Below are 12,767 nucleotides of genomic sequence, written 5' to 3'. Positions count from 1 at the left end.
GCTGAAAGCAAACGCTAACAGAAATTTTCGATTTCTATTTCGGGGGTGGTGGGTTACCTTGCGTGCGCATCGCTGGGTAAAGAATGGCAACCTGCGTGCGCTAAAATTTGGCGGGTCGGGTTATTCTCGAAGCGGCGCGGAGCGCAGCAGATCGATCCAGTCCCCGATCACCGCGTCGATGCCATGGCGGCGCGCATCGTTACGCGCGTGGTCGCCAAGGGCGCCGCCAAGCGATGCATCCTCGATGAGCCGGCACAGGGCATTCGCCAGCGCGTGCGGATCGTCCACCGGCACCTGCAGACCGTTCACGCCATCGTGGATCAGTTCACGCGGGCCCGATTCGCAGTCCGTCGACACGATTGGCAAGCCGAACGCCATGGCTTCCAGCAGCACGAGGCCGAATCCCTCGTATCGCGAACTCAGACAGAAGATTGCGGCATTTCGGTAGTGCGCCTCGACGTCCGGGGTCGAGCCCGGCAGCGCAACGCGTTCCGCGAGGTTCATCGCGTCAATCGATCCTTCGAGGGCGGCGCGCTGTTCACCTTCTCCGACGATGGATAGCCGCCAGCCGGGATGCCGCGCCGCGACGTGCGCCCATGCGCGGATCAGAATATCGAAACCCTTTGCCGGTACGAGCCTGCCTATCGCCAGCACGGTTCTGCCCTCGCGCGGAGAAGGCTTGTCCGGGAATCCAAATGGCAGTGCATTGCCGATTACCATCACTGGGGCGCGCGGATGCAAGGCGCGCACCCATTGCTCGCGATCACGCTTGGTCAGGACGACGATCGCGGCGGCGCTCCACCCCGCTATCCACCGAGCCACCCGCCGCGCCGGCCGCCCCAGATCCTCGTCGAAATGACAGTGCTCCCATGCGATCCGACGGATGCCCAACCCTAGCGTCGCGGGTAGCGTGAACAGCGTCAGCATCGGATCCACCTCGACCAGCACATCGACCGCATGCGCGCGCACGAAGCGTCGGAGGCCCAGCACCGTTGCCAGATACGCGCGCTTGTATGAGGGGCGCTCTTTGAACAGCGCATGGTGGGTGACGGTTTCGTGCAACGGGAACACGCTGACGCTGTCATACAGGCTCAGCACACATACCGGATATCCGCGCTCGGCCAGCCCGTTGGCAATGACCGCCGTCATCCGTTCAGCCCCCGCGAACGCATTGAGCGTCCCGGTGAGGAAGCATATCGTCGGCCGCATCGTCACGGCGCTGCCACGTGCGTTGCCGGCCGGCAACGCCACCAGAGCACTACGCCCACGAACATCGCAACCGCATTGCCCAGGCCGTAGCCCGCGATCGCTCCCCAGCTGCCGTAGCGCGGCACTACTACGAGGTCGAACAGCAGTGTCACGACAAAGACCGCGAGCCATTTGATGGCGATCCAGTCGGGACGGCGCAGGTGCACCGCCAGCAGCGTGAGGCCAACGTCGGCGAACACGAGCGCCGAGACCAGGGCCGCGGCGCGTAGCAGCGCGATGGTCGGTGTGAACGCCTGGCCGTAGATCAGATGCACGATCCAGGGCGCAAGGGCCGCGATCACGGCGCCGCCGGCGAGGCCCACGGTAGCCAGCGCGAGCGCGACGCGCGCGGTGTTCGTACGGGCTTCAGCGAGATTGCCGCGGGCATAGATGTACACCGGCGCGAGGCCCGCGGCGAGTACGCTCGCGAGCACGGTGAAGTTGTCGAGGATCTGCATGCACGCGGCATACGCCCCGAACTCCGCGGCCGGTACCGACGGTTGCAGCACGAACTGATCCACGCGGCGCGCACCCACCATCAGGACGTAGCTGGCCCAGAACAACGCGCCGGTTGTCAGCAGTTCATGCAGGCACGAGCGTTGCCACGCGACGCTGAACAGGCCGCCGATGCGGTGCTCACGCTTGCGTATACGGAAATAGATCATCTGCATTGCCGCCACCACGACGGCTTCGATCGCGAACGCCAGGGCGTAACCGCTGACCTCACGCACGCCGTATAGGAACAGGACGCCGACCAGCGCGAACTTGGTGCCGAGCGCCGCGAGGTTGAACAGCACGCCGGGCCGATTGTGAGTGCGCGCCTGCATCCATGCGGAGACCACGCCGAACGGTTCGCGCAGCAAGATGGCGACGCCGAGCAGCAGTGCCGTGTGCCAGACCTCCGCGTCGGGCGATGTGATGCCCAGATACCCGCACATCAGCAGATAACCGGCGACGCCTCCCGCGAACCGAAGCACGAAGGCGTGCGCGAGCAGCGCGTGGTGCGTGGCTTCGGCGCGGGGGCCGGACGCTGCCACCAGGCGGGGCACCACGACCTCGGCGCCGCACACCAGCGCGAACGTTGCCGCGACCAGCACCATCGACTGGGCGTACTGAAAGTGTGCGAAACCCACCGGGCCCAGTGCCCGGGCGACCATCGCGACGACGACGATGCCGATACCGACCTGCAGGCCACGCTCGAACAGCATCCAACTGAGATTGGCCGCGACGCGCCGGTTCATGCGGCGTCCAGCCGGCTATCGCGGGCCGAGGCGCGCAGGGTGGCATAGCAGACGAGCCAGCGGTGCGCGATGGAGTCCAGCGCGCGGGTCGCGCGGACATGCGCGCGGCGCGCAGCCTGCGTGGGCGCATCGCCTCGGCCTTCCGCCAGCGTGGCGTCGATGGCCCTGGCAAGCGCTTCCGCGTCGCCGCGCGGCACGATGATGCCGAGTCCATCGACGATCTCCCGAACGCCCGGTGCGTCGGTGGACACGACCGGGCAACCGCTGGCCAGTGCTTCGGCGAGTACCAGCGGCGAGCCTTCGATGTGCGACGAGAGCGCAAACGCATCTGCGGCATCGAGCAGCGCGGGCACGTCGTGGCGAGGTCCGAGCAACCGCACGCGGCCGTCGAGCTGCAGCACGTGGATCTGCGCTGCCAGCGTATCGGCCAGCGGCCCGCCACCGGCGATCAGCAGCCTCGCGCGTTTGTCGCGGCTGCGCACGAACGCGGCGACGAGCACATGCTGGGCCTTGGCCGGCACGAGCCGGCCCACGTGCATCAGCAACGGCGCGCCGTCGTCGATGCCGAGGCTGGCGCGGGTGCGTGCGCGCCGTTCCGCGTCATGACGAAAGCGTGCGATATCGATGCCATTCGGCATGACGACGATGCGCGCGGCGGGCACCGCGCCGGCGGCGATCATGCCCGCGCGGCCGGCTTCGCTCACATGCGTGGTCAGCGCGCACCATCGGTCGGTCAGGCGGTAAGCGAGCATGCGTGCTCGGCCGCCCTCGCGATAGCTGTGCGCGGTGCAGACCAGCAGCGGGCAACGTGCGATGCGCGTGAGCAGCCGTGCAAACAGGTTGGCGTGCATCATGTGGGCGTGCATGACGTCGGGCCGCCATGCGCGGACGAATGTCCGGGCGCGCCACAGCGCAAGGGCGAGGCCGGCCGGGGTCTTGCGCATTCCGAGTTCGATTACATCGACGCCCGGGGGCACGTCGATCTCACACCCCGGCGACAGGCTGACGATGGCCACGGCATGGCCGAGGGCGCGGAACGCTCCGGCCAGTGCCACGACCTGATGTTCGGCGCCGCCGACCTTGAGACCGGTGACGACGAGCAGGATACGCATGCCCCGTTGTTCACCCATCATCGCGCCCCGTATCCCGTCAGCAGCGTGCGCACGGTTTTGACCGCGATGAGCAAGTCAAGCGCGAACGAACAGTGCTTGACGTAATAGAGGTCGTAGCTGAGCTTGGTGATCGTTTCCTCGTGGCTGCCCACGTAGCCCTGCTGCACCTGCGCCCACCCGGACAGACCGGGGCGCACGAGGTGCCGGTACGGGTAGTAGGCGATGGTCTCCGCGAACCTATCGACCATCGGCACCTGCTCGGGACGCGGGCCGATCAGACTCATGTCGGCGGTCAGCACATTCCAGAGCTGGGGCAGCTCGTCGAGGCGGTACTTGCGGATGACGCGGCCGACGCGCGTCACGCGCGGGTCGTGGCGCGCCGCGAATTGCGCAGGCACATCCTGCTGCACGGCCATGCTGCGGAACTTGAGCATGGTGAAGGTCGCGTCGAAGCGGCCCACGCGCGTCTGGCGGAACAATACCGGTCCCGGCGATTCGATACGGATCGCCAGTGCAGTCAGCAACGCGGCCGGCAGCGCGAACGGCGCGAGGCACAGCACCGCGGTGACGTCGAGTACGCGCTTGATAAAGCCATACAGGTAGTGTCGCGCGTAATCGTCGAGGAAGTTCTCGTCGATATGGGCGAGGCCCACACGGCCGGTCAGCATCTCGCCGACGCGTTCCACCGAATACATGCGCACGTGGCCCAGCTTGAAGCGCGCCAGCGCGCGCGTGCGTTCGGGGTCGGCCGTGGCGGTGCGGTCGAGCATCAGGCCGTCGCAGTGCGCAGCGTCTTCCAGCGAGCGGATCAGCACAAAGCGCATCGCGCTCGGTGCCGATGCGCCTGGCATGGACAGAATGCCCTCGAGCTGTGCGAGCGCGCGCGGATCGGTATAGCCGACGACCGGCACGTAGTTCTGCACGAAGCGCCGGTAGCCGAAGCCGCTCCAGGCAAGTGTGGTCAGGTAGCCGAGTAGCATCGCGCCACGCGAGAACTCGACATGGAACGCGGCAAAGCCGAGCAGCAGCAACGCGAACGGCAGCGTCCCGGCCACGCCGACGAGACTGTTGCCCTCGATGGAGGGCAGATGCAGGGAGCGGTGCAGCAGTACGAACGTGCACAGGTAGGGCAGGATCGACCAGGCCATCGTGCGTGTGAACACGTAGGTGGCGATGCCCGCGTGACGCAAGCCTTCTGCAAAGATCAGGTTCAGGCCGAACAGGAGCAGGCCGAGCATGGCCCAGCTCAGCATTCTGCTGGCGCGGCGTGCGGTTTCCGAGGTGGCGCTGCCGGAGACATCGCGCACGCGCGTGGGCACTTTTTCGAGGTGCACGTCAGGTACCCTCGCTGTCGGCTGCCGGAACGGCCGCTTCCATGCCCATTGCATCCTGATAGACACGCCAGGTCGCGTCGGCCATCCTGTCCAGACGGAAGTCACGTGCCCAACGCGCCCGCGCGCGCGCGCCCAGGGTGGCGCGAAGCTCTGGCGATGCGGCGAACGTACGCATTGCTGCGGCGAGGTACGATACGTCGTTGTTCGGCACCAGGCAGCCATCGCCGTTGTCGAGCTGCTCGCGGATGCCCGGCAGGTCGGAGGCGATCACCGGCAGACCCGCGCGCATCGCCTCCAGAATCGACAGCGGCAAACCTTCGTGCTCCGATACCAGCACAAACGCTTGCGCCGAGGAAAGCAGCGACGGAATATCCGCCACGTTTCCACAAAGCGTGACGTGGCGGCCCGAGGCCTCGCTTGCCACGAGCGTCTGCAACGCGGCCATGTCGGGGCCTTCACCCGCGATCACGAGCTCGCAGTCGGTAATGTTGGCCTCGACAAATGCGCGGATCAGCAGGTCCGGACGCTTGGGCGCCTTCAGTCGCGCCACCATCACGATGCGGCGCAATGGCGCGTCTGGGTTTGCGCGCAGCGGCGTGTCGGGAATGCCGTTCCGGATCACCTCGATATGCCGTGGAGGAATGGGTAATGATGCAGCAAGGGCGCGTTCGGCTTGGGCGACACATATCAGCCGGGTCGTCAGCGGGGCCAAGCACCACTCGGTCAGCCGCGCCGCCAGGCGTCGGACGATCGGTGCGGCAGGCTTGAATGCGAATCCGTGCACGGTGTATACCACTGGCACACGGAGGCACCAGCCCGCGAGCCTCCCCAGTGCGCTGGCTTTTGCGCTGTGGACGTGGATCAGGTCGGGGCGCGCGGCTTTGAGTGCGCGTAAGACCTCGCGGAATGCCGCGATGGCATTCAACGCTGACAGCGTGTTGTCGAGCCGTTTCAAGACCACTGCGTTCGCGCCCGCGGCATGTGCGGCGGCGAAGAGGGGGCCGTCGCCGCCGGCGAGCACCGTTGCCTCGGTCTTGCCCTGTAGCGCGCGGAGTAAGTCGCCCAGATGCGACTGCGCGCCACCGATCTCGGAGTTCGTGATCAGATAGGCAATCCGGGGGCGAATTGGAACGGAAGGAGTTATAGGCACGAAGGTTGTGAGGGAGATTCCGGTTGACTGGCTCCCGATTCCATTGTTCTCGCAAAGATCAGACGAAATCGGGTGGCCGGATGCATGGAACTCGGCGATTATAACTGCCGTCGTCGCCGCAATCCGGCAAAATGGCGCCTTTGGACAACCCCCCTTGCAGTGCCTGCCATGTGACTAATGCGCCGCACTCCCTAAGGACGATCTATGCAAATTGACCCCTCGATCTTCAAGGCCTACGACATTCGCGGTATCGTCGGCAAGACGCTGACGGTGGAAGTGGCCCGTCAGATCGGCCTCTCGTTCGGTTCGGCCGCGGTTGAACTCGGCGAGAAGTCCGTGGTCGTCGGCCGCGACGGCCGGCTGTCGGGCCCCGACCTGCTCGGTGGCCTCGTGGAGGGGCTGCGCGCGGCGGGCGTCGATGTGATCGACCTCGGCATGGTCGCGACCCCGATCGTCTACTTTGGCACCAATATCGAGATCGATGGCCGCCGCGCAACCTCCGGCATCATGGTGACCGGCAGCCACAACCCGCCCGACTACAACGGCTTCAAGATGGTGCTCGCCGGCAAGGCGATTTATGGCGAGCAGATCCAGGACCTGCGCCAGCGCATCGAGGTCGCCAATTTCGGCAAAGGTGGCGGCAGCTACAAGCTCGTCGACATCCGCCAGCAGTACCTCGACCGCATCGTCGGCGACGTCAAGCTGGCGCGTTCGCTGAAGATCGCGCTGGACGCTGGCAACGGCGTGGCCGGCGCGTTCGTGGGCGACTTGTTCCGCAGGCTCGGGTGCGAGGTCGTCGAGTTGTTTTGCGACGTCGATGGCAATTTCCCGAACCATCACCCGGACCCCGCGCACGTCGAAAACCTGCAGGACCTGATGAAGGCGCTGCGCGAAACCGATTGCGAACTTGGCCTCGCCTTTGATGGCGACGGTGACCGCCTCGGTGTGGTGACCAAGGATGGTCAGGTTATCTTCCCCGATCGCCAACTGATGCTGTTTGCCGAGGACATCCTCTCGCACAACCCCGGCGCGCAGGTGATCTACGACGTAAAGTGCACGGGCAAGCTGGCTCCGTGGATCCGCGAGCATGGCGGCGAACCCCTAATGTGGAAGACCGGCCATTCGTTGGTCAAGGCCAAGCTAAAGGAAACGGGCGCGCCTATCGCGGGCGAGATGAGCGGCCATGTGTTTTTCAAGGATCGCTGGTACGGCTTCGACGACGGCCTCTACACGGGTGCGCGGCTCCTGGAGATCCTGTCGCGCCATGCTGACCCTAGCGCCGTACTCAATGCGCTGCCGAACGCCAACAACACGCCGGAGCTGCAGCTCAAGTGCGCCGAGGGCGAGCCGTTCGCGCTGCTCGACAAGATTCGTGCGAACGCAAAGTTCGACGGTGCGCGCGAGGTCATCACGATCGACGGGGTGCGTGTGGAATATCCCGATGGCTTCGGCCTGGCCCGGCCGTCGAACACCACGCCAGTCGTGGTGATGCGCTTCGAGGCGGACAACGACGCGGCGCTCGCGCGTATCCAGGCCGAGTTCAAGCGGGTGATCCTGGCCGAGAAACCGGATGCGCAGCTCCCGTTCTGAACGGATGACGCAGCCGCTCGTGGCGCCGGCGAACGATCTGTCGCCGGCGGCATATCCACATGCCCTGCCGGCGAATGCCGCGCCCCGGCGCATCCTGATCGTCAAGGTATCGTCGCTCGGCGACGTGGTCCACAACATGCCGCTCGTACACGACCTGCGCGCGCGCTGGCCCGCGTGCGAAATCGACTGGGTCGTGGAAGAGGGCTACGTGGACCTCGTGCGCCTGCTGCCCGAGGTCTCGCACGTGATTCCGTTCGCGTTGCGGCGCTGGCGCAAGAGGTTCTACCGGCGCGACACGTGGCATGAACTCGGCGCGTTGCGCGATGCGATTCGCGCGCGGCCCTACGACGCCGTGCTCGAAACACAGGGGCTGCTGAAGACCGCCGTCGTGGCGCGGACCGCCGCGCGTGTGGCAGGCGCGCCCGTGATCGGGCTCGGCAATGCCACGCAGGGCTCGGGCTACGAACCTGCCGCGCGGCTGTTCTATACCGCCCCCATCCAGGTGCCGCGCCAGACCCATTCGGTCCGGCGCTCGCGCCTGCTCGGCGCCGCGCTGACGGCCGTGGCGCCGCCCGAGCCGCCGAAATTTTTTGGTGAGCGCGCGCGCGCGCTGCATGTCGATGATGCGCTGTGGGCCGATCTGCCCGCGCGCTATGCGGTCTGCTTTCATGCAACGGCCGGCGCGAAGAAGCGCTGGCCGGTCCCTCACTGGCATGCACTGGGCAACCGGCTCCAGGCGGAAGGGCTGACTGTTCTGTTGCCGTGGGGCAATGCCGCCGAACGCCGCGATGCGGAGGAGATTGCCGCAGGCATCCCGGGGGCGCGCGTGCTGCCGCGTTTCTCGGTAATGCAAGGTTTCGGCCTGATCAATCGCGCGGAGGTTGTGATTGGTGTCGATACCGGCCTCGTGCATATCTCGGCGGCGCTGTGCCGGCCGACGGTGGAAATCTATACGGCCACGTGGCGCTGGAAGACCGAGGGCTACTGGTCCGCACGCATTGCCAACGTGGGGGACGACGGCATGGTGCCGTCCGTCGAGGAAGTGCATGCCGCGGCAAGGCGCGTGCGGGGTGCGGAGGCCTGATGTTGCGGTGGGTTTATACGTTGTTGTGGATAGTCATTCTTCCGGTCGCATTGCTGCGCCTCGTCTGGCGCGCGCGCAAGGAGCCCGGCTACGTCTGTCACGTGGGCGAGCGCCTCGGCCGGTATGACGATATCCCTTCCAAGGGCCCGTGGCTCTGGGTCCACGCGGTATCGGTCGGCGAGACGCGCGCCGCGCAGCCGCTCGTGGAGGCGCTGTTGACAGCGCATCCGGATCATCGGGTGCTGCTGACTCATATGACGCCCACGGGCCGCCAGACCGGGCAGCAACTGTTTGGGACTAACGTACGCGTGCAGCAGTGCTACGTGCCGTACGACGTGCCTTGGCTCGTCCGGCGTTTCCTGCAGTATTTCCGCCCGGAGGCGGCGCTGCTGATGGAAACCGAGGTCTGGCCAAATCTCGTGCATGGCACACGCGAGGCCGGTGTACCGCTCTACCTTGTCAACGCCAGGCTCTCGCCGCGCAGCTATCGGCGGACGGCGCGTTTCGGCAGCGCGGCCACGGCGATCTACCAGAACTTCACCGAGGTCCTCGCGCAGACGCCAGGTGACGCGGAGCGCTATCGCGCGCTGGGCATCACGCGCGTGACGATCACCGGCAATCTCAAGTTCGACATGCAGCCGCCCGAGGCACTGCTGGCACGCGGCAAGGCCCTGCGCCACGCGGTGCGGGACACGTCGGGCAAGCAACGCACCGTGCTGGCGGCAGCGAGCACGCGCGAGGGCGAGGAAGCCATGCTGCTCGATGCATTCATCCGCTGGCCCGGTGAGCATCGTCCGCTGCTGCTGCTGGTGCCGCGCCATCCGCAACGCTTCGACGAAGTGGCGGCACTGGCTGCGCGGCTCGGCTTTACCGTACAGCGCCGCAGCACACTCGACGCCGACGCCGGGTGGCGCTCACCCATCACGGCCGACATCGTGCTGGGTGATTCCATGGGCGAGATGCCGATGTACTTTGCGGCGTCGGACATTGCTTTTATCGGCGGCAGCCTGATGCCGCTCGGCGGCCAGAACCTGATCGAGGCGTGCGCGTGCGGGACGCCGGTCCTGATCGGCCCGCATACGTTCAACTTCGCGCAGGCCACCGAAGATGCGATTGCCGCGGGGGCATGCGAGCGCGTGGACAACGCCGACGTGCTGATCACCACCGCCGCGCACATCCTTGCCGATGGCGCGGCGCTGGGCGAGATGCGCGCGAACGCGCTGGCCTTCGCGGGTATGCATCGCGGTGCGACCGCGCGAACGCTGTCCACTCTGGCTCCCGCACTGCGGTGACCGTAGGCGGGCATGCTGGCTAGTAAAGTGGAAACGTCCCATACAGATCCACCGCCATGGCGTACAAATGCCTGGCGGCATCGAACGTCCCCCGCTTGCCGATGACAGTCCCGTCGCTGCGATCGATGGCGCCGGTATTGCTGTAAAGCAGGCGTTTGTCCCCCGTGGGTAACGTTCTACCGGCGGAATACACAGCGTCCGCCAAGGCGCGCCGGCGTGCGAATGTCTGCGCGGGCGGTTGCCAGGTATCCTTCAACGGTCTTCCGAATTGCATGCGCGATCCCGCCGGAACCCTCCAACGGACCATCCGGTCAGCGTCAGCGCGGGCGCGCGGGCGACTTCGTGGAGGTACCAGATCCCATCGCGCGCGCCATCGCGTACTGGCATGGGTGTTGCGACCGGCAGTGGCGACCTGGGCCCCGGCGTCCGATTACAGCGCGCGCGCTGCCGCATCATGTAAATTCGCCATGTAAGTGACGCCACGCAGAGAACAAAGGAGCGGATTATGCACAAAGTTCAGCGCTTACCTGGGCTTGCGACCCTAGTCCCCGTTGCCGCCGTTGCCTTCCTCGCCGCATGCGCGACGACGACCAACCCCGATTCGCCCGCCGCCGGCGCGAGCCTTTCGCAAACGCATTCGGACGGTCCCGAGCGCTGGGAACTCGTGCGCTGGCAGCATGCCGACGGCGCGCCGCGCGAGCTGCCGCGCGCCGATAGCGGGCAGCCGGTCGTCTTCGAGTTCAATAGCGGCATCGATGCCTCGCAGGGCACCGTCAGCGGCAACAGCGGCTGCAATCGTTTCACGGGCAGCTACGGCAAGACGTCCACCGGCATCCGCTTCGACAAGATTGCCGGCACGCGCATGGCCTGTCCCGACGAACGCATGACATTCGAGACCGCGTTACTGCACACGATGCGGTCGCCGTTCACGACCGTCGCAACCCAGCCTTCGGCCACGCCGCAGGGGCGCCAGATCATCTGGAAAACCGCGGATGGCGATCTGCTGCAATTCGCCGAGCGCGAGGGCGTGGGCAGTCGTGGCGCGAAGATCGATGCCGCCTCCGGGACGGAAAAGATCGTCTACATCGATTCCCAGCGCGTTGAATGCACCGGCGTCGGCCGCATGCAGTGCTACCGCTGGCGCGAGTCCGCGGACGCGGCCTGGAAGCTCTGGTACGGCCCGATCGAAGGTCTCGACTTCGAGCCCGGCGTGGCCTACAAGCTGCGCGTGCGCGAATATCGCGTCCCGAATCCGCCGGCCGATGCCTCATCGATCCGGTGGCAACTGCTGAAGGTGGAAGAGCGACGGCGAGGGGGGTGAACGCCAATCGTTTACAATGTGGGGTCGACTTCGAGGACCCTGGCGGCGTGACATTGCCTGTGGGTTCGCGACCTCACATGCCTGCGTATGAATGCCAGCAAGAACCGGCTACCGACGATCGCCGACACCCTCATCTTCGCCTTTCCGATTCTGCTCCTGTGTGCGCCACGGGGAGCAGGCGTCTTTATGGCCGGCGTCGTCATCCTGTCTGTCGCGGGATGGCGGATGATGGGCGCCGCGTGGCGTGACCATGCGGCCTATCTGCGCCCGCTAGGACTGACCGTCTTCCTGTTCCTTGCCGTCTACCTCGCATCCAAGCTCTATCACCATACGCACTGGGACGTCCTCGACAACCCGTCGCGCGCGCTGCTGGCGATCGTGACATGCTGGGCTATGGCACGATGGACGCCCAATCCGGCATGGCTCTGGCGAGGTGTTTCCGTGGGCTTGCTGGGCGCACTCGCGATCGTCGCGTACCAGAAGTTCGGGCTGGGCTACGAACGCCCCTCTGCCTTCGTGCAGGCCATCGCCTTTGCCAACATGGTGACGGCGCTTGCGCTGGTCGGGTTCGCGCGGCCCGGGCAGGAACGGCGCACGCACATGGAGGCGTGGGGCAACGTCCTTTGCGCCATGCTGATTCTCGCGCTCAACGGTACGCGAGGCGCGTTCGTCGCACTGCTGGTGGTGCTGTTGCCGCTGCTGCTAGTGCGCCATCGCCAGTTCAGCTGGCGCATGCTAGGCATCGTGTCGGCATGCATCGCGGCGATCGTAACGGCGGCGGTGCTGGTGCCTGGCAATCCTGTCTCGCATCGCGTCGGTCAGGCCGTGGACGAGGTTCGGATGTACGAACAGGGTAACATCGAGACTTCCGTGGGTACCAGGTTAAAGATCTGGACCCTTGGGGTGCATTACTTCGTCCAGCATCCGTGGACGGGTGTCGGCGTTGGGCAGTTCGCCCGCATCCTGACGTCATCCGATTTTTGCCAGACTGCGACGTCAATGGCATGCGTCCTCCAACATGCACACAATGATGTGATCGAGGCATCGTCGACCATGGGCGTCCCGGGATTATTGGCGCTGCTGGGAATTTTCCTCGTGCCTGCCGCGCTGTTTGGGCGCGCGCTGGCAGCTTGCCGGCGCCAGGGTAACGCGCGTGGCGAGAGCCTGTGTTGGGCGGGACTGGGCACTGTGGGCGCTTCGCTGATCTGCGGTCTGACGCAGGTTACGACCGCGCATCAGGCCAATATGGTGTTCTATGCCGGGACGACAGGATTGCTGCTAGCGCTGGCCGCACACGAGGCCGTGGTAACGGACGCACGGAACACCGGTCATCGGGACCAGCCTTTGACGGACGAGGGGATCGCTTCTTCCAAGATATGACAACTCACAAAAACG

Annotated in this window: 10 protein-coding genes; 5 read left to right on the top strand and 5 right to left on the bottom strand. The window is 66.0% G+C overall.

Features of this window, described 5'->3' with window-relative positions:
- Nucleotides 1-120: 120 nt before the first annotated feature.
- The 5 genes from DFLDMN_RS09330 to DFLDMN_RS09310 are packed head-to-tail and all read right to left on the bottom strand — an operon-like array spanning nucleotide 121 to nucleotide 6,085.
- Complete coding sequence (locus DFLDMN_RS09330) at nucleotides 121-1,209, bottom strand: glycosyltransferase family 4 protein (RefSeq protein WP_423198364.1); 1,089 nt, start codon at nucleotides 1,207-1,209, stop codon at nucleotides 121-123.
- Between the two features lie 2 nt (nucleotides 1,210-1,211).
- Nucleotides 1,212-2,489: a lipopolysaccharide biosynthesis protein gene (locus DFLDMN_RS09325; RefSeq protein ID WP_423198182.1), complete on the bottom strand. Its 1,278-nt coding sequence runs from the start codon at nucleotides 2,487-2,489 to the stop codon at nucleotides 1,212-1,214.
- Nucleotides 2,486-3,601: a glycosyltransferase gene (locus tag DFLDMN_RS09320; RefSeq protein ID WP_423198181.1), complete on the bottom strand. Its 1,116-nt coding sequence runs from the start codon at nucleotides 3,599-3,601 to the stop codon at nucleotides 2,486-2,488. The genes DFLDMN_RS09325 and DFLDMN_RS09320 overlap by 4 nt, the downstream gene beginning before the upstream one ends.
- 17 nt (nucleotides 3,602-3,618) lie before the next feature.
- Nucleotides 3,619-4,935 carry an exopolysaccharide biosynthesis polyprenyl glycosylphosphotransferase gene (locus tag DFLDMN_RS09315; RefSeq protein ID WP_423198180.1) on the bottom strand — a complete coding sequence of 439 codons (1,317 nt, stop codon included), beginning with the start codon at nucleotides 4,933-4,935 and terminating at the stop codon, nucleotides 3,619-3,621.
- Between the two features lies 1 nt (nucleotide 4,936).
- On the bottom strand, nucleotides 4,937-6,085 hold the full coding sequence (locus DFLDMN_RS09310; protein ID WP_423198179.1) for a glycosyltransferase family 4 protein: 1,149 nt from the start codon (nucleotides 6,083-6,085) through the stop codon (nucleotides 4,937-4,939).
- Nucleotides 6,086-6,289: 204 nt separating this feature from the next.
- Here DFLDMN_RS09310 and DFLDMN_RS09305 point away from each other — a divergent pair, with 204 nt between their 5' ends.
- The 5 genes from DFLDMN_RS09305 to DFLDMN_RS09285 all read left to right on the top strand — a co-directional run bounded on the left by DFLDMN_RS09305 (nucleotide 6,290) and on the right by DFLDMN_RS09285 (nucleotide 12,752).
- Entirely contained in the window at nucleotides 6,290-7,675 is a 1,386-nt protein-coding gene (locus tag DFLDMN_RS09305; protein WP_423198178.1) for a phosphomannomutase/phosphoglucomutase, read from the top strand.
- The gene (gene waaC / locus DFLDMN_RS09300; RefSeq protein WP_423198177.1) at nucleotides 7,656-8,759 is read left to right on the top strand and encodes a lipopolysaccharide heptosyltransferase I; all 1,104 of its coding nucleotides are present in this window, start codon (nucleotides 7,656-7,658) and stop codon (nucleotides 8,757-8,759) included. Before DFLDMN_RS09305 ends, waaC begins: the two co-directional genes overlap by 20 nt.
- The gene (gene waaA, locus DFLDMN_RS09295) at nucleotides 8,759-10,051 is read left to right on the top strand and encodes a lipid IV(A) 3-deoxy-D-manno-octulosonic acid transferase (RefSeq protein WP_423198176.1); all 1,293 of its coding nucleotides are present in this window, start codon (nucleotides 8,759-8,761) and stop codon (nucleotides 10,049-10,051) included. Before waaC ends, waaA begins: the two co-directional genes overlap by 1 nt.
- Before the next feature lie 505 nt (nucleotides 10,052-10,556).
- Nucleotides 10,557-11,372 (top strand): DUF4377 domain-containing protein, encoded by an 816-nt coding sequence (locus DFLDMN_RS09290; protein ID WP_423198175.1) that lies wholly within the window; start codon nucleotides 10,557-10,559, stop codon nucleotides 11,370-11,372.
- Nucleotides 11,373-11,459: 87 nt separating this feature from the next.
- A complete protein-coding gene (locus DFLDMN_RS09285) occupies nucleotides 11,460-12,752 on the top strand; it encodes an O-antigen ligase family protein (RefSeq protein ID WP_423198174.1) in 1,293 nt (430 codons plus the stop codon).
- Nucleotides 12,753-12,767 lie beyond the last annotated feature (15 nt).

The sequence above is a fragment of the Cupriavidus sp. H19C3 genome (assembly GCF_049393815.1).
Taxonomy (GTDB): Bacteria; Pseudomonadota; Gammaproteobacteria; order Burkholderiales; family Burkholderiaceae; genus Cupriavidus.
Note: the sequence above shows the minus strand (reverse complement) of the source record. Positions and strands in the feature narration are given on the sequence as shown.

Coding starts and splice junctions, on each gene's coding strand:
- DFLDMN_RS09290 (WP_423198175.1), top strand. CDS start 10,557: ATGCACAAAGTTCAGCGCTTACCTGGGCTTGCGACCCTAGTCCCCGTT.
- DFLDMN_RS09285 (WP_423198174.1), top strand. CDS start 11,460: ATGAATGCCAGCAAGAACCGGCTACCGACGATCGCCGACACCCTCATC.
- waaC (WP_423198177.1), top strand. CDS start 7,656: ATGCGCAGCTCCCGTTCTGAACGGATGACGCAGCCGCTCGTGGCGCCG.
- DFLDMN_RS09325 (WP_423198182.1), bottom strand. CDS start 2,489: ATGAACCGGCGCGTCGCGGCCAATCTCAGTTGGATGCTGTTCGAGCGT.
- DFLDMN_RS09305 (WP_423198178.1), top strand. CDS start 6,290: ATGCAAATTGACCCCTCGATCTTCAAGGCCTACGACATTCGCGGTATC.
- waaA (WP_423198176.1), top strand. CDS start 8,759: ATGTTGCGGTGGGTTTATACGTTGTTGTGGATAGTCATTCTTCCGGTC.
- DFLDMN_RS09330 (WP_423198364.1), bottom strand. CDS start 1,209: ATGCGGCCGACGATATGCTTCCTCACCGGGACGCTCAATGCGTTCGCG.
- DFLDMN_RS09320 (WP_423198181.1), bottom strand. CDS start 3,601: ATGCGTATCCTGCTCGTCGTCACCGGTCTCAAGGTCGGCGGCGCCGAA.